The organism is Pseudomonas sp. D3, from assembly GCF_029320995.1.
In the GTDB taxonomy this organism is placed as follows: domain Bacteria; phylum Pseudomonadota; class Gammaproteobacteria; order Pseudomonadales; family Pseudomonadaceae; genus Aquipseudomonas; species Aquipseudomonas paraveronii.
In genome coordinates, this window is the sequence record NZ_CP119772.1 from 249,773 (window position 1) to 266,427 (window position 16,655).

The following is a 16,655-nucleotide window of genomic DNA, read 5'->3' on the forward strand; positions in this document are numbered from 1 at the left end:
CTGGAGAGTGAGCAATGGTCAACAGGTGGCGTGTGCTGGAAGCCGCACGAGAAATTCGCGCAGGCGCGGTGATTGCCTATCCAACCGAGGCGGTCTGGGGCCTGGGCTGTGACCCGTGGAACGAAGCGGCAGTGGACCGGCTGCTGGCGATCAAGAACCGCTCGGTGGATAAGGGCCTGATCCTGGTCGCGGATAATATCCGCCAGTTCGATTTTCTCTTCGAAGACTTCCCGCAAGACTGGATCGACCGCATGGCCAGCACCTGGCCGGGGCCCAATACCTGGCTGGTGCCTCATCAGAACCTGTTGCCGGAATGGGTCACGGGGGTGCATGACACCGTGGCGCTGCGGGTCAGCGACCATCCGCTGGTGCGTGACTTGTGCTCATTGGTCGGGCCGTTGATTTCCACCTCGGCCAACCCCCAGGGCCGCCCGGCCGCCCGCACGCGGATTCGCGTCGAGCAGTACTTCCGTGGCCAGGTCGATCTGGTGTTAGGTGGCGCCCTCGGTGGGCGCAAGAACCCAAGCCTGATCCGCGACCTGGTGACGGGTGAGGTTGTGCGGCCGTCGTGAGACCGGGTCGTGGCCATCGCGGGCAAGCCCCCTCCCACATTTGACCGTGTTGTCATGACGGACACTGATCGAATGTGGGAGGGGGCTTTCCCGCGATGGCGCCCTTAACCACGCCAGAAACCCAAAGCCTTACGGCAACAGAATGGTCGACCCCGTCGTGCGCCGCCCCGACAACTCCGTCTGCGCCTTGGCCGCGTCCTTCAGCGAGAAGCGCTGATTGATATCGATGCGCACCTTGCCGCTCTTGATCATCGAGAACAGATCATCGGCCATGGCCTGCAAGTCCTTGGGGTTGCTGGCGTAGGTCGCCAGGGTCGGCCGGGTGACATACAGCGAGCCCTTGGCCGCCAGAATCCCCAGGTTCACCCCGTCCACCGCGCCCGAGGCGTTGCCGAAACTCACCACCAAGCCGCGTGGCGCCGCGCAGTCCAGCGAGGTCAGCCAGGTGTCCTTGCCGACGCCGTCGTACACCACCGGGCATTTCTTGCCGTCGGTCAATTCCAGCACCCGCTGTGCGACGTTTTCCTTGCTGTAGTCGATGGTTGCCCAGGCGCCGAGGGATTTGGCCACCGCGGCTTTTTCCGGCGAGCTGACCGTGCCGATCAGCTTCACGCCCAGGGCCTTGGCCCACTGGCAGGCCAGGGAGCCCACGCCACCGGCTGCGGCGTGGAACAGAATGGTTTCGCCGCCCTTCAACTCGTAGGTCTGGCGCAGCAGGTATTGCGTGGTCAGGCCCTTGAGCATCGCGCCGGCGGCTTGTTCGAAGCTGATGTCGTCCGGCAGGTGAACCAGGTTCGCGGCAGGCAATACGTGCAGTTCGCTGTAGGCACCCAACGGGCCACTGCCGTAGGCCACGCGGTCGCCGACCTTGAATTGCGTGACCTCACTGCCCACGGCGTCGACCACACCCGCGCCTTCCGCGCCCAGGCCCGATGGCAAGGCCGGCGGCGCGTACAAGCCGCTGCGAAAGTAAGTATCGATGAAGTTCAGGCCAATGGCCGCGTTGCGCACCCGAACCTGCTGTGGGCCAGGCTCTGCTGGCGTGTAGTCCACATACTCAAGCACCTCGGGGCCGCCATGGGCGCTGAACTGGATACGTTTGGCCATCTGCACTTCTCCTGGGTTCGAATTCGGGTAGCCCCCTATCGGACTCCTAAGCTTGATCTTCGTCAACTGCGACGGACCTGAGTGCGGTGGTATCCTGTGCGCCCATTTGCCGCCGACGCCCAATGGCCTCGCGTAGCTTTGCCCGATTCAAGGTGATGCCATGACTACCCGCACCGAGGCTGTTAAAGCCTATCTACTTGATCTGCAAGACCGTATTTGCAGCGCCCTGGAAACCTTCGAGACGGACACGCGCTTTATCGAAGACGCCTGGACCCGGCCTGCGGGCGGCGGCGGTCGCACCCGTGTGATCGAAAACGGTGCGGTGATCGAAAAAGGCGGCGTTAACTTTTCCCACGTGTTTGGCAGCGGCCTGCCACCGTCCGCCAGTGCGCATCGCCCCGAACTGGCCGGGCGCGGGTTTGAAGCCCTTGGGGTGTCGCTGGTGATTCACCCGCACAACCCGCATGTACCGACTTCCCACGCCAACGTGCGCTTTTTCATCGCTGAAAAGGAAGGTGAAGAGGCGGTGTGGTGGTTCGGCGGTGGCTTCGACCTCACGCCCTACTACGCCAACGAAGACGACTGCATCCACTGGCACCGTGTGGCCGAGCAGGCCTGCGCGCCGTTCGGCGCCGACGTTTATGCGCGCTACAAGGCCTGGTGCGACACCTACTTCCATATCAAGCATCGCAACGAACCGCGCGGCATCGGTGGCCTGTTCTTCGATGACTTGAACGAGTGGGACTTCGACACTTGCTTCGCCTTCATCCGTGCCATCGGCGATGCGTACATCGACGCCTACCTGCCGATCGTGCAGCGCCGCAAGGCGCAGGCCTATACCGAACAGCAGCGCGAATTCCAGGAATTCCGCCGTGGTCGTTACGTTGAGTTCAACCTGGTCTACGACCGTGGCACCTTGTTCGGCCTGCAATCGGGCGGGCGTACCGAGTCGATCCTGATGTCGCTGCCGCCCCAGGTGCGCTGGAGCTACGACTGGAAAGCCGACGTCGGCAGCGAAGAAGCGCGCCTCACCGACTACTTCCTGCAAGACCGCGACTGGCTCGGCGTGGCTGCGCCCAAGGCGGCTGTCTGATGGACCGCTATGTCGTGTTCGGCAACCCCATCGGCCACAGCAAGTCGCCGTTGATTCACCGCATGTTCGCCGAACAGACCGGCGAGCAACTGGACTACAGCGCTCTGCTTGCGCCGCTGGAGGACTTCATCGGGTTTGCCCGTGAGTTTTTTCAGCAAGGCCGTGGCGCCAACGTCACAGTGCCGTTCAAGGAAGACGCCTACCGCCTGGCCGACACCCTCACCGCACGCGCCGAGCGCGCCGGCGCGGTGAACACCCTGAGCAAGCTGGCCGATGGCCGCCTGCTGGGCGATAACACCGACGGCGCCGGCCTGGTGCGCGACCTGACGGTGAATGCCGGGCTCAGCCTGCAAGGTCAACGCATCCTGTTGCTCGGCGCCGGTGGCGCGGTGCGCGGTGCGTTGGAGCCGTTGCTGGCCGAGCGGCCGGCGTCGCTGATCATCGCCAACCGCACCGTGGAAAAGGCCGAAATGCTTGCCGAGTTGTTCGACGATTTGGGCCCGGTGTCTGCCAGTGGTTTCGACTGGCTGTGTGAGCCGGTGGACGTGATCATCAATGCCACCTCCGCCAGCCTGTCGGGCGATGTACCGCCGATTGCGGGCAGCCTGATCGCGCCGGGCAAGACGTTTTGCTACGACATGATGTACGCCAAGGAACCGACCGCGTTCTGCCGCTGGGCCACGGAACACGGTGCGGCGGTGGCAATGGATGGTCTGGGCATGCTGGTGGAGCAGGCGGCGGAAGCGTTCTTCCTGTGGCGTGGCGTGCGCCCGGATTCGGCGCCGGTGTTGGCCGAGCTGCGCCGCCAATTGGCTTAACGCACGTCCAAAGGTTGGAGGGGGCTTGCTCCCGATAGCGGTGAGTCAGCCAAACATGCATCGGCTGCACGACGGCTATCGGGGGCAAGCCTCCTCCCACAGTTTTGATCGTATTCAGTCTTCGAAATGGATGGGGCAGTTGTCGGCGCCTTCCAGCTTTTTCAATTCCTCAACGACCTGCGGCCGGGCCCGGCGCAAGGTCAGGCTGCGCCCCAGCGCTTTCAATCGCCGCGCTTCCTGGTGCAGCATCTCCACCCCGGAATAGTCGATAAAGTTGATCTGCTGCGCCTCGATCACTACCCGCTCGCCCTGCAGGCTTTGCAGGCGCACTTGCAGGTAATGGCTGGCGCCAAAAAAGATCGAACCACCGACCCGCAGCACCTCTTCCTCGCCGTTGCGCCATTGCTGAACCCGCGGCTGCGAGGTGCGCTTGAGGTAGAAAAACAACGAGGCGAGCACCCCGGCGTAAATCGCGGTTTGCAGCTCCAGCAGCAAGGTGGCGATGCAGGTCAGGCTCATCACCACGAACTCGGCGCGACTGACCCGGAACAACGCGCGAATGCCCCGATGGTCCACCAGGCCCCAACTGATCAGCAGGATGCTCGCGGCCATGCTCGGGATCGGTATGTGTGCGATCAGCGCCGCGCCAAACAACGCGAACAACGCCACCCACAGTGCAGAAAATACCCCCGCCAACGGTGAACAGGCGCCCGCTTCATAGCTGAGGCCGGAGCGCGTAAAGGAACCGGCCGACAGGTAGCCGGAGAAAAATCCGCCGACGATGTTGGATAAACCCTGCGCTCGAACTTCCTGGTTGGCGTCGAGCAATTGCTGCGAGCGCGCCGCCAGCGAGCGGGCAATCGACAGGCTGGTCACCAACCCGAGCATGCCCACCGCCACGGCGCTGGGCAGCAGGCGCAAGACCATGTCCAGGTCCAGCGGCAACGGGCTGAATGGCGGCAGCTTGCCGATAAATGCGCTGACCAGTGCCACATGCCCGAACATCGCCGGCCACAGCCAGGCGGCCAGACTGCCCAGCGCGAGCGTGATCAACAGCGTCGGCCAGCGCGGCAGCAGGTATTTGAGCAGTGCGCCCAACAGCAAGGTGCCCAGCCCGAGCAGGAGTGAGGCGTGGTCCCACTCGGCGCCATGGTCGATCAGTTCCAGCAAGCTGTTGATCGCCGTGGCCTGGCTCGGCAAATCCAGGCCCAGCAGGTTGGGCAGTTGGCCGAGGGCAATCACCACGGCGGCGCCGAGGGTGAACCCCAGCACCACTGAATGGGAGATGAAATTCACCAACGCGCCGAAGCGCAGCAGGCCGAGCAACCACTGGAACACTCCGGCGAGGAAGGTCAGCAGCAGGATCAAGGTGATGTAGTCCTGTGAGCCCGGCACGGCCAGGGGGCTGATGCTGGCGTAGAGCACGATGGAAATCGCCGCCGTGGGGCCGCAGATCAGGTGCCAGGACGAACCCCAGAGGCAAGCGATCAACACCGGGATGATCGCGGCGTACAGCCCGTATTCCGGTGGGAGACCGGCGATGAGCGCGTAGGCAATCGACTGCGGCAAGGCCAGCACCGCGCCGCTGAGGCCGACGATTGCATCCCGACCGACGCTGGCGCGGGTTTGGCGCGGCAGCCAACTGAGGAAGGGAAAGAGTGTGTGGCGGTTGGGCCGGCGCATCGCAAACTCGGATAGAAAGGTTTGGCTCAGGGTATCAGTACACGCCGGCTTTTGTGGGAGGGGGCTTGCTCCCGATCGCGGACTGACAGTCAATGATGTAGTGACTGATCCACCGTTATCGGGAGCAAGCCCCCTCCCACATTTGGACAGTGGCCGGCTTTAGAGTTTGGCTTTTACAGCCGCCAACGCATCCTGGCCGTCCACGGTTTTTACGCCGTCGAGCCACTTGTCCAACACTGCCGGGTTGGCCTTGATCCACGCTTTTGCCGCATCCGCATTGCTGACCTTATTGTTGGCCACCTCGGCCATGATGCTGTTCTCCATCGCCTGGGTGAAACTCAGGTTGGTCAGCAGCTTTCCTACGTTCGGGCAGGCCTGTGCATAACCCTTGCGGGTCAGGGTATACACGCTGCCGGTGTCGCCGAAGTACTTCTCGCCGCCCTTGAGGTAATGCATTTTCAACTGCACGTTCATCGGGTGCGGGGTCCAGCCGAGGAAGGTGATGAAGCGCTGTTTCTTCACAGCCCGTGAGACTTCGGCGAGCATCGCCTGTTCGCTGGACTCGATCAGCTTCCATTTGCCCAGGTCGAAGTCGTTCTTCTTGATGATCTCCTGCAGCGAGAGGTTTGCCGGCGCGCCGGAGCCGATGCCGTAGATCTTCTTGTCGAACTTGTCGGCGAATTTACTCAGATCAGCAAAGTCATGCACCCCGGCGTCCCACACATAGTTCGGCACGGCGAGGGTGAATTCGGTGCCGTCGAGGTTTTTCGCCAACTGCACCACATCGCCGTTGGCCACGAACTTGTCGTAGAAACCTTGCTGCGCCGGCATCCAGTTACCCAGGAACACATCCACCTGGCCGTCCTTGAGCCCGCCGAAGGTGATCGGCACCGCCAGGGTGTCGACCTTGGCCTTGTAGCCCATGCCTGTCAGCAGAAAACCGGCGACGGCATTGGTGGCGGCGATATCGCTCCAGCCTGGATCGGCCATCTTCACCGTCTCACAACGGGCGTCTGCGTACACGGCGGCGCTGCTCAACGCCACCATGCCCGCTACGCCCAGCACCACAGTCAACTTTTGCATGGCTTTCCCTCTGTTTTATGGGTGTTGGCAGGGTTGTGGATAACGTGCCTTGCGCTCCAGGTCGTCGAGGTCGATATGGTTGCGCATGTATTGCTGACTGGCGTCCACCCGTGGCTGGTGATCCCAGCTCTTCAGCTTGCCTTGGCTCAGTGCTTCAAACACCAGGCGCCGACGGCGTTGGCTGGCGAGCACTTGTTGGTGGATCGCCGGGATGTCCCATTTGGCCCGCGCTTCAGTCAGAAAGGCTGCAAACAGCGCCCGGTGTTGCGGCGACTGGCTGAGTTCTTCCTGTTCCCGTGGGTCATTGTGTACATCGAACAGTAGGCAGGGATCGTCTTCGCTGTAGATGAACTTGTAGGCGCCACGGCGAATCATCATCAGCGGGCTGACGGTGCCTTCGGCCATGTATTCGCCGAACACTTCGTCGTGCCCGCCCTGGCCTTGCAAGTGCGGGACCAGCGAGCGGCCGTCCAGGGGCAAGTGCGGTTCGAGTGCGCCGCCGGCCAGCTCCACCAGGGTTGGCAACAGGTCGGCGGTGGAGACGGCCTGGGTCACACGGCGCGCGGCGAACTGCCCCGGCGCGCTGACCAGCAGCGGCACGCGGGCGGCCATTTCGAACCAGTGCATTTTGTACCAGAGGCCGCGCTCGCCGAGCATGTCGCCGTGGTCGCCGGAGAAGATGATGATGGTGTCGTCGGCCAGGCCGGTGTCGTCCAGGGTCTGCAGCAGCTTGCCGACATTGCTGTCGATGTAACTGCACGCGCCGAAGTAGGCGCGGCGTGCATCGCGGATCTTCTCCGGCGGCAGCGGCTTGTCCCATAGGTCGTAGACCTTGAGCAGGCGCTGGGAGTGCGGGTCGAGGTCGCCCTGGGCCGGCGTTGTGGGCAAAGGGATGTCGCTGTCGTCGTACAGATCCCAGAACGGTTTGGGAATGGTGTACGGGTCGTGGGGATGGGTCATCGACACGGTCAGGCAGAACGGCTGGTCGCCGTCCTCGCGAATATGGTCGAACAGGTACTGCTGGGCCTTGAACACCACCTCTTCGTCGAAATCCAGCTGGTTGGTGCGCACGCACGGCCCGGCTTGCAGCACCGAGGACATGTTGTGGTACCAGGTGGGGCGTACGCCCGGCTCGTCCCAGTTCACCGCCCAGCCATAGTCGGCGGGGTAGATGTCGCTGGTCAGGCGCTCTTCGTAACCGTGCAATTGGTCCGGCCCGCAGAAGTGCATCTTGCCCGACAGCGCGGTGCGGTAGCCGAGGCGACGCAGGTAGTGGGCATACGTCGGCACATCGGCGGGGAAATCCGCCGCGTTGTCGTAGGCGCCGATCTTGCTCGGCAACTGGCCGCTGACCAGGGTAAAGCGCGACGGTGCGCACAGCGGGCTGTTGCAGTAGGCGGCGTCGAACACCACGCCTTGTTCGGCGAGGCGACTGAGGTTTGGCAACTTGATCGGGGAAGGTCCGTAGAACGGAAGCATCGGCGCGGCCATTTGATCGGCCATGATGAAAAGAATGTTCTTGCGCTTCATGAGTCTTCGGCATTCCATAGGCGTTGTTTATGCGAATGAGCATGCGGCCCATGGAAAATGGGGTAAAGCCCATGAAAAGCAATGTCTAGGATAAGCACAGCTTATGTATGAAGCCCTCGGCGATGTATCCCTCGATTTGCTCCGCGCCTTCGAAGCGGCGGCGCGCCACCGCAGCTTTACGGCGGCGGCGATGGAGTTGGGCACCACCCAGCCGGCCATCAGCCAGCAGATCAAGCGCCTCGAAGAGCAATTGGCGATCCGCCTGTTTGATCGCATCTACCGTGGCATCGAGTTGACCGATGCCGGTGCCTTGCTGTTCGAACATGTCCAGGGCGGTTTGCAGACCATCAACCAAGGCCTGAGCGCGATCACCCAGCAGGACCAGCACGAAGTGCTGCAAGTGGCCACCGACTTCGCCTTCGCCGCCTACTGGCTGATGCCGCGCCTGCATCGCTTCCATGCAGCCAACCCTGAGGTCGACGTCAGCCTGGTGACCAGCGAACGCAATCACGCCACGTTGCGCAGCGATATCGACGTGGCGGTGCTGTTTGGCGACGGCCGTTTCAAGCAGGGCGACAGCCTGTGGCTGTTCAATGAAGAAGTGTTCCCGGTGTGCAGCCCGCAGTGGCTCAAGGACCAAGCCACGCCGCTGACCGTGCAGACCTTGCCCGACTGCCCGTTGCTGCACCTGCGCCAGGAACACAACAGCCAGTGGTTCGACTGGAGCGGCGTGTTCCGCGAGCTGGGCATTACCACCGCGCCGACCCCCGGCCAACTGCGCTTCGATAACTACACCCTGCTGATCCAGGCCGCGATTGCCGGCCAGGGCGTGGCCATCGGCTGGCGCCACCTGGTGGACAACCTGCTGGAACAGAAGTGGCTGTGCCGGCCGATCAGCGACACGGTGATCTCACGCTTGGGCTACTACGTGGTGCAACCGCAGCGCAAACGCCGGGGGCAGTTGGTCGAGCGGTTCGTCGATTGGCTGGTGGCGGAGCAGGCGCGCAGCGCACAGTCACTGACCGGCCTGGCTCTGCCGTCGATTGCGGTCTAGGATTTGTCGCACAGCGGTTCTGGATCTTGTCATGCAGCGTATCAAGGGCTATCACGCCCACATCTACTTCGATGCCCACACCATCGACCAGGCGCGCACCTTGTGCGAAGACGCGGCAACCCTGTTTCCGCTGCACATGGGCCGCGTGCATGAACGCCCCGTGGGCCCGCACCCGGAGTGGAGCTGCCAGTTGGCGTTCGACCCCGAATACATTGGCGCGGTGCTGCCGTGGCTGGCGTTGCATCGCAATGGCCTGGTGGTGTTTCTGCACCCTGATACCGGCAACGACCTAAAGGATCACACCGAGTACGCGATCTGGATGGGTGCGATGCGCGAGCTGGATCTGTCGGTTTTTTAACCTCCCTCGTCAAATACAGCCTGGCCATTCCCGCAGTAAAAGGCGGGAAGGTCGTAGGATCTATTTCGCGTCGTCTCATTATATGGGATTGATATTTATATATTGAGATATCGCCGAGCATAGGTTTATATTCGCCCATCTGCTTTTTTCAGCACCCACTCATTTCAGGTGAAGCGATGCCGGCGCAATTGATCGCGCTCGATTGGGGAACCAGTTCCCTTCGTGCTTATAAACTCGGCCCCGCAGGCGTGGTGCTGGAACAACGTGCGCTGGCGTTGGGGATCATGCATCTGCCCAGCCAACCCCGGGAGATTGCTGGCGTGCGCTGCAGCGATGGCTTCGAGTTGGCGTTCGACGCAGCCTGCGGCGATTGGCTCGACGCCCAGCCGGGCTTGCCGGTGATCGCCTGCGGCATGGTCGGCAGCGCCCAGGGCTGGAGCGAAGCGGCCTACCGCAACACCCCGGTCGACGTCGCCAGCCTCGGCCAGGCGCTGCACCGCGTGCGCAGTGTGCGCGGCGTCGATGTGCATATCGTGCCTGGCGTGATCGAGCAGGTCGGTTTGCCCAACGTGATGCGCGGCGAAGAAACCCAGGTGCTCGGCGTGCTGCAGGGCCTCGCGGCCGAGGTGTTGATCGGCCTGCCCGGCAGCCATTCCAAATGGGTCGAGGTGGTCGACGGCTGTATCACCCATTTCGACACCTTCATGACCGGTGAGCTGTTCGCGGTGTTGAGCAAGCACAGCCTGCTCGGGCGCACCCAACAACCCGCCGAACACTTCCAGGCGGCAGCCTTCGACCTTGGCGTGCAGGTGGCGCTGTCGGTAGACGGCGAGCGCGGGGTGCTGTCGACGCTGTTCAGCGCACGCACCCTGGGCTTGACCGGCAAACTCGCCCCCGACGAGCAGCCCGACTACCTCTCCGGCCTGCTGATCGGCCATGAACTCGCCGGCTTGCCTGCCGCCGCCAAACACCAGCCGATCATCCTGGTCGGCGCCGCGCCGCTCTGTGCCCGTTATCAACGCGCCCTCGACCTCTGCGGCTTCGCCCACGTCAGCCTGGCGCAAGAGGCCACCGAACGCGGCCTCTGGCAGTTGGCCCAGGCCGCCGGGCTCATTCAACCTGCAATGGAGGCCTGACATGCTCAAGCAAGCACTCACGCAAAACGGTTTGATCGCGATCCTGCGCGGTGTGCGACCGGACGAAGCCGAGGCGATTGGCCAGGTGCTGTACCGCGCCGGTTTTCGCGTGATCGAAGTCCCGCTCAATTCGCCGGACCCTTACACCAGCATCCGCACCCTGCGTGACAGCCTGCCCGCCGATTGCCTGATCGGCGCCGGCACGGTGTTGACGCCTGCGCAGGTCGAGCAGGTCAAAGCCGCCGGTGGCCAGGTGATCGTGATGCCCCACAGCGATGCCAAGGTCTTGCGCGCCGCGAAAGCTGCCGGCCTGTACCTGTCGCCGGGGGTTGCCACCCCGACCGAGGCGTTCGCCGCGCTGGCCGAAGGCGCCGACGTATTGAAGCTGTTCCCCGCCGAGCAAATGGGCCCGGCGGTGATCAAGGCGTGGCTGGCGGTGTTACCGGCGGGCACGTTGTTGCTGCCGGTCGGCGGCGTGAGCCCGGACAACATGCAGGTGTATTTCGACGCCGGCGCCAGGGGTTTCGGCCTGGGTTCCGGGTTGTTCAAGCCGGGCATGTCCGTGGCCCAGGTGGCGAGCAATGCCCAGGCGTATGTCGCAGCCTGGAACGCTCTGAACTGATCGCAAGTTTTGCGCCTTGGGCGCTGCATCGACAAGAGAGATAAGAAGATGAAAATCACCAAACTGACGACCTTCATCGTCCCACCGCGCTGGTGCTTCCTCAAAGTGGAAACCGACCAGGGCGTCACCGGCTGGGGCGAACCCGTGGTCGAAGGCCGCGCCCACACGGTGGCGGCTGCGGTTGAGGAACTGTCCGACTACCTGATCGGCAAAGACCCACGCAATATCGAAGACATCTGGACAGTGCTCTATCGCGGCGGTTTCTATCGCGGCGGCGCCGTGCATATGAGCGCGCTGGCCGGCATCGACCAGGCGCTGTGGGACATCAAGGGCAAAGCCCTGGGCGTGTCGGTCAGCGACCTGCTGGGCGGCCAGGTGCGCGACAAGATTCGCGTGTATTCGTGGATCGGCGGCGACCGCCCCGCCGACACCGCCCGCGCCGCCAAAGAAGCCGTAGCGCGTGGTTTCACTGCGGTGAAAATGAACGGCACCGAAGAGTTGCAGTTCGTCGACAGCTTCGAAAAAGTCGACCTGGCCCTGGCCAACGTCGCCGCCGTGCGCGATGCCGTCGGCCCTAACGTGGGCATCGGCGTCGACTTCCATGGCCGCGTACACAAGCCCATGGCCAAGGTGCTGATGAAAGAGCTGGACCCGTACAAGCTGATGTTTATCGAAGAGCCGGTGCTCAGCGAAAACTACGAAGCCTTGAAAGAACTCGCACCGCTGACCAGCACGCCGATTGCCTTGGGCGAGCGCCTGTTCTCGCGCTGGGACTTCAAGCGCGTGCTCAGCGAAGGCTACGTCGACATCATCCAGCCGGACGCTTCCCACGCTGGCGGCATCACCGAAACCCGCAAGATCGCCAACATGGCCGAAGCCTACGACGTGGCCCTGGCGCTGCACTGCCCGCTGGGCCCAATCGCGCTGGCCGCCTGCCTGCAACTGGACGCGGTCTGCTACAACGCGTTTATCCAGGAGCAAAGCCTGGGCATTCACTACAACGAGAGCAACGACCTGCTCGACTACGTGCGCGATCCGGGCGTGTTCGACTATGACCAGGGCTTCGTGAAGATCCCCAACGGGCCGGGCCTGGGCATCGAGATCAACGAGGAATACGTGATCGAACGCGCGGCCATCGGCCACCGCTGGCGCAACCCGATCTGGCGCCACGCCGACGGCAGTTTTGCCGAGTGGTGATGTCTGCCTGAAAAAATGTGGCAAAAAATGTGGGAGGGGGCTTGCCCCCGATAGCGGCGAACCCGCCGCCGAAGATGTCGACTGACACTCACCTATCGGGGGCAAGCTCCCTCCCACATTTGATCCGGTTTATTCAGTAAGTCCGTCCTCAATAAACATAAGAAGAGACAACCCCATGCGCCCTGAATCCCTCACCGGGCAGGCTTCTTTAGTCACGCCTAGCAGAAAGCGCTACTTCATCATGGTGCTGCTGTTTATCACCGTGGTGATCAACTACCTCGACCGCAGCAACCTGTCGATTGCAGCGCCGGCCCTGACCAGTGATTTGGGCATCGACCCGGTGCATGTCGGGCTGATTTTCTCGGCGTTCGGCTGGACCTACGCCGCCATGCAAATCCCCGGCGGCTGGCTGGTGGACCGGGTGCCACCGCGCATTCTCTACACCGTCGCATTGCTGCTGTGGTCCATCGCCACCGTGATGCTCGGCTTTGCGGCCAGCTTCATCGCGCTGTTTGTCCTGCGCATGGCGGTGGGCGCCCTGGAAGCCCCGGCCTATCCGATCAACAGCCGTGTGGTCACCACCTGGTTCCCCGAGCGTGAGCGCGCCACGGCGATTGGTTTCTACACCTCCGGGCAGTTCGTCGGGCTGGCGTTTCTCACCCCGGTGCTGGCCTGGTTGCAGCACCAGTACGGCTGGCACATGGTGTTTGTCACCACGGGCGGCGTGGGCATCCTCTGGGCGCTGATCTGGTACGCGGTGTACCGCGAGCCGAAGGACTTCAAAGGCGCCAACGCGGCTGAAATCGAACTGATCCGTGCCGGCGGCGGGCTGGTGGACATGCAGGCGCAAACCACCAAGGCACCGTTCAGTTGGGTCGACCTGGGCATCGTGCTGAGCAAGCGCAAACTCTGGGGCATCTACCTGGGCCAGTTCTGCCTGAACTCCACGCTGTGGTTCTTCCTGACGTGGTTCCCGACCTATCTGGTGAAATATCGCGGGATGGACTTCATCAAATCCGGCCTGCTTGCTTCCCTGCCCTTCCTCGCGGCGTTTGTCGGCGTGCTGTGTTCCGGGATTTTTTCCGACTGGCTGATTCGCCGTGGCGCGTCGGTGGGCTTTGCGCGCAAGTTGCCAATCATTGGCGGGCTGTTGATCTCCACCGCGATCATTGGCGCCAACTACGTGGACTCGACGGCGTGGGTGATTGCGTTCCTGGCGGTGGCGTTCTTCGGCAATGGCTTGGCGTCGATCACGTGGTCGCTGGTGTCGACCTTGGCGCCCGCCCGTTTGCTCGGGTTGACCGGCGGTGTGTTCAACTTCATCGGCAACCTGGCGGCGATTACCACGCCGATCGTGATTGGCTTCCTGGCCAGTGGGGATTCGTTCGCGCCGGCAATCACCTATATCGCCGTGCTGGCATTGCTCGGGGCGCTTTCCTACATTTTGTTGGTGGGCAAGGTCGAGCGGATCGAGTTGTAAAAAACCGGCGACCCCGGGGTTAATGCCAGTCAGTTAAGCGATAGAGCGGGTAACCGGTGGCGAGGGAGCTTGCTCCCGTTGGACTGCGTAGCAGTCCCCTCTGTTGGGGCCGCTTCGCGTCCCAGCGGGAGCAAGCTCCCTCGCCACAGTGACAGTGTTCTTCCTTAATTGACTGGCATTACGACCCTGGGGTGGCGCTTTTTTTCGGATTATGGCACCGACGCATCAGTTCAATACGCCTTCCAGAATCTCATAGACAATGCCCGTGCCCACTGCGATCAACACCACATCCGGGCCCGAACGGCGCCATTCATAGCCCTCGTAGTACGGCAGGCGCGCCAGGGCGCGGTTGTCGAGGCGTTCGCCATAGTAACCGTGGGGCATCGGCCGGCCACGGACCAGGCGCATATCCGGCGGCGGTGGCGCGCCACGGCCGAATTGGCCGTGATTGTCGCGGATGATCTGGCGCACCGGACCGAAGTCCCGGGGTGGGCCGCCGCGACGGTCGTCCTGCGGGCCGCGATGGTCGTCGCCACGTTGTTCGTGCTGGCCTGGTGGGCCGCCACGGTCGTCGTCGCGCTGGTCAGGCGGCGCGGCGTGCGCCAGGGCGCTGGCGGCAAGCACCAGCGCGCCACAACCAGCAATCACGGACTTGGGCATTTTCATCGGGAATTCCTCAGGGCACGCATACAAAAAAGGGATTTCGAACACGGTTCGAAATCCCTTGGTCTTGCTGTTTAGGCCACGGTTTTGCGGGTTGATTCCTCTGTATCAGGAACTTTACCTACCGTATACGAGGCGCTTACTTACGTGCGTTACGGACACCTGCTGACAGCGCTGCACATAGGCTCAGCACGCCGTCGATGGCTTGCTGGTCATTGCTGGCGTTGGCGATTTGATCGATCAGCGCCGAACCCACCACCACACCATCGGCCAAACGTGCGATGGCGGCCGCTTGCTCCGGCGTGCGGATACCAAAACCGATGCTGATCGGCAGGGCGGTATGGCGACGCAGGCGGGTCACGGCTTCTTCGACGTGTTCCAGGGTGGCGGCACCGGCACCGGTCACACCGGCCACCGACACGTAGTACACAAAGCCCGAGCTGCCATTGAGCACGGTCGGCAGGCGCACGTCGTCGGTGGTTGGCGTGGTCAGGCGGATAAAGTCGATACCGGCGGCCTGGGCCGGGTCGCACAGCTCGCCGTTATGCTCGGGCGGCAGGTCGACCACGATCAGGCCGTCGACGCCGGCTTCTTTGGCGTCAGCGATGAACTGCGGCACGCCGTATTTGTGGATGGGGTTGAAGTAGCCCATCAACACCAGTGGCGTGTAGTTGTTGTCTTGGCGGAACTCGCGAACCATTTGCAGGGTTTTGGCCAGGTTCTGCTTGGCTTCCAACGCACGGATGTTGGCCAGTTGAATGGCTGGGCCGTCGGCCATCGGGTCGGTGAAGGGCATGCCCAACTCGATCACATCGGCGCCGGCAGCGGGCAAGCCCTTGAGGATCGCCAGCGAGGTGTCATAGCCTGGGTCGCCGGCGGTGACGAAGGTCACCAGGGCGGCGCGGTTTTGTTCCTTGAGTTGCGCAAAGCGGGTTTGCAGGCGGCTCATTTAGTGTTTCTCCTGCTGGGACTGTTCCATGTGGTGCATCACGGTCTGCATGTCTTTGTCGCCACGGCCGGACAAGTTCACCACCATCAGGTGATCTTTCGGCAGGGCCGGTGCGCGTTTGAATACTTCGGCAAGGGCGTGGGCAGTTTCCAGTGCGGGAATAATCCCTTCCAGGCGGCAGCATTTGTGGAACGCTTCCAGGGCTTCGTGGTCAGTCACCGACGTGTACTGGGCGCGGCCGATGTCATGCAACCAGGCGTGTTCCGGGCCGATGCCGGGGTAGTCGAGGCCGGCGGAAATCGAGTGGGCGTCGATGATCTGGCCGTCGTCGTCCTGCAGCAGGAAGGTACGGTTGCCGTGCAGCACACCCGGTACGCCGCCGTTGAGGCTGGCGGCATGCTTGCCGGTTTCGATGCCATAGCCTGCCGCTTCAACGCCGATGATTTCGACGCTGGTGTCATTCAGGAACGGGTGGAACAGGCCCATGGCGTTCGAGCCACCGCCGATACACGCCACCAGGCTGTCCGGCAGGCGACCTTCCTGGGCTTGCATCTGGTCACGGGTTTCCTTGCCGATCACTGCCTGGAAGTCGCGCACCATTGCAGGGTACGGGTGCGGGCCAGCCACGGTGCCGATCAGGTAGAAGGTGTCATCAACGTTGGTCACCCAGTCGCGCAGGGCTTCGTTCATCGCGTCTTTGAGCGTGCCGGTACCGGACACTACCGGGATCACTTTGGCGCCCAACAGCTTCATGCGGAACACGTTGGCCTGTTGGCGCTCGATGTCGGTGGTGCCCATGTAGATCACGCAGTCGAGGCCGAAGCGCGCAGCCACGGTGGCGGTGGCCACACCGTGCATGCCGGCGCCGGTCTCGGCGATGATGCGTTTTTTGCCCATGCGCCGCGCGAGCAGGATCTGGCCGATGCAGTTGTTGATCTTGTGCGCGCCGGTGTGGTTCAGCTCTTCGCGCTTGAGGTAAATCTTGGCGCCGCCGCAGAACTCCGTCAGCCGCTCAGCGAAATAAAGCGGGCTTGGTCGACCGACGTAGTCGCGCTGGAAGTAAGCCAGTTCTTCGTTGAACGCAGGATCAATCTTGGCCGCTTCGTATTCGCGGGCCAGTTCGAGGACCAACGGCATCAGGGTTTCGGCGACGTAGCGGCCGCCGAATGCGCCAAACAGGCCGTTGGCGTCAGGGCCGTTGCGTAGATCGGTCTGGGACTGAGTCATGGGACGCTCCAGGAAAAGAATTCGGGTGGGAAGCAATGACGGTCACTCTACCCCTGACGTTCGGTGCTGAAAACCGATAAGAT

16 protein-coding genes are annotated in these 16,655 nt (G+C 62.8%); 9 read left to right on the top strand and 7 right to left on the bottom strand.

Annotated elements, in window-relative coordinates:
• Nucleotides 1-14: 14 nt before the first annotated feature.
• Nucleotides 15-572 carry an L-threonylcarbamoyladenylate synthase gene (locus tag P3S72_RS01090; RefSeq protein WP_276195589.1) on the top strand — a complete coding sequence of 186 codons (558 nt, stop codon included), beginning with the start codon at nucleotides 15-17 and terminating at the stop codon, nucleotides 570-572.
• Nucleotides 573-701: 129 nt separating this feature from the next.
• On the opposite strand, the gene P3S72_RS01095 is transcribed toward P3S72_RS01090, so the two are convergent.
• Nucleotides 702-1,679, bottom strand: a complete 978-nt coding sequence (locus P3S72_RS01095; protein ID WP_253400248.1) for an NADPH:quinone reductase — start codon at nucleotides 1,677-1,679, stop codon at nucleotides 702-704.
• A gap of 160 nt (nucleotides 1,680-1,839) precedes the next feature.
• On the opposite strand from P3S72_RS01095, the gene hemF reads away from it, so the two are divergent.
• Complete coding sequence (gene hemF / locus P3S72_RS01100; protein WP_247407791.1) at nucleotides 1,840-2,772, top strand: oxygen-dependent coproporphyrinogen oxidase; 933 nt, start codon at nucleotides 1,840-1,842, stop codon at nucleotides 2,770-2,772.
• Complete coding sequence (gene aroE / locus P3S72_RS01105) at nucleotides 2,772-3,590, top strand: shikimate dehydrogenase (protein ID WP_276195590.1); 819 nt, start codon at nucleotides 2,772-2,774, stop codon at nucleotides 3,588-3,590. The genes hemF and aroE overlap by 1 nt, the downstream gene beginning before the upstream one ends.
• 114 nt (nucleotides 3,591-3,704) lie before the next feature.
• Here aroE and P3S72_RS01110 read toward each other — a convergent pair whose 3' ends face one another.
• The 3 genes from P3S72_RS01110 to betC form a co-directional block, all read right to left on the bottom strand.
• On the bottom strand, nucleotides 3,705-5,273 hold the full coding sequence (locus tag P3S72_RS01110; RefSeq protein WP_276195591.1) for a SulP family inorganic anion transporter: 1,569 nt from the start codon (nucleotides 5,271-5,273) through the stop codon (nucleotides 3,705-3,707).
• A gap of 159 nt (nucleotides 5,274-5,432) precedes the next feature.
• Entirely contained in the window at nucleotides 5,433-6,356 is a 924-nt protein-coding gene (gene choX / locus P3S72_RS01115) for a choline ABC transporter substrate-binding protein (protein WP_276195592.1), read from the bottom strand.
• A gap of 15 nt (nucleotides 6,357-6,371) precedes the next feature.
• Nucleotides 6,372-7,886, bottom strand: a complete 1,515-nt coding sequence (gene betC / locus P3S72_RS01120; protein WP_276195593.1) for a choline-sulfatase — start codon at nucleotides 7,884-7,886, stop codon at nucleotides 6,372-6,374.
• A 103-nt stretch (nucleotides 7,887-7,989) separates the two neighbouring features.
• Between betC and P3S72_RS01125 the strand changes: the two genes are divergently transcribed.
• From P3S72_RS01125 to P3S72_RS01150, 6 genes are all read left to right on the top strand, one after another.
• Nucleotides 7,990-8,940 carry a LysR family transcriptional regulator gene (locus P3S72_RS01125; RefSeq protein WP_276195594.1) on the top strand — a complete coding sequence of 317 codons (951 nt, stop codon included), beginning with the start codon at nucleotides 7,990-7,992 and terminating at the stop codon, nucleotides 8,938-8,940.
• A gap of 31 nt (nucleotides 8,941-8,971) precedes the next feature.
• A complete protein-coding gene (locus P3S72_RS01130) occupies nucleotides 8,972-9,298 on the top strand; it encodes a DOPA 4,5-dioxygenase family protein (protein WP_276195595.1) in 327 nt (108 codons plus the stop codon).
• Between the two features lie 176 nt (nucleotides 9,299-9,474).
• Nucleotides 9,475-10,434 carry a 2-dehydro-3-deoxygalactonokinase gene (locus P3S72_RS01135; protein ID WP_276195596.1) on the top strand — a complete coding sequence of 320 codons (960 nt, stop codon included), beginning with the start codon at nucleotides 9,475-9,477 and terminating at the stop codon, nucleotides 10,432-10,434.
• Nucleotide 10,435: 1 nt separating this feature from the next.
• Complete coding sequence (locus tag P3S72_RS01140; RefSeq protein ID WP_276195597.1) at nucleotides 10,436-11,056, top strand: 2-dehydro-3-deoxy-6-phosphogalactonate aldolase; 621 nt, start codon at nucleotides 10,436-10,438, stop codon at nucleotides 11,054-11,056.
• Nucleotides 11,057-11,104: 48 nt separating this feature from the next.
• Nucleotides 11,105-12,253, top strand: coding sequence for a galactonate dehydratase (gene dgoD / locus P3S72_RS01145; protein ID WP_003170741.1), 1,149 nt, complete (start codon nucleotides 11,105-11,107; stop codon nucleotides 12,251-12,253).
• Between the two features lie 175 nt (nucleotides 12,254-12,428).
• Nucleotides 12,429-13,733 (top strand): MFS transporter, encoded by a 1,305-nt coding sequence (locus P3S72_RS01150; protein WP_276195598.1) that lies wholly within the window; start codon nucleotides 12,429-12,431, stop codon nucleotides 13,731-13,733.
• A gap of 225 nt (nucleotides 13,734-13,958) precedes the next feature.
• Here the strand turns inward: P3S72_RS01150 and P3S72_RS01155 are convergent, their stop codons facing one another.
• The 3 genes from P3S72_RS01155 to trpB all read right to left on the bottom strand — a co-directional run bounded on the left by P3S72_RS01155 (nucleotide 13,959) and on the right by trpB (nucleotide 16,572).
• Complete coding sequence (locus P3S72_RS01155) at nucleotides 13,959-14,399, bottom strand: anti-virulence regulator CigR family protein (RefSeq protein ID WP_276195599.1); 441 nt, start codon at nucleotides 14,397-14,399, stop codon at nucleotides 13,959-13,961.
• 136 nt (nucleotides 14,400-14,535) lie between these two features.
• Nucleotides 14,536-15,345: a tryptophan synthase subunit alpha gene (gene trpA, locus P3S72_RS01160; RefSeq protein WP_276195600.1), complete on the bottom strand. Its 810-nt coding sequence runs from the start codon at nucleotides 15,343-15,345 to the stop codon at nucleotides 14,536-14,538.
• Entirely contained in the window at nucleotides 15,346-16,572 is a 1,227-nt protein-coding gene (gene trpB, locus P3S72_RS01165) for a tryptophan synthase subunit beta (protein ID WP_247408049.1), read from the bottom strand.
• Nucleotides 16,573-16,655: the final 83 nt, after the last annotated feature.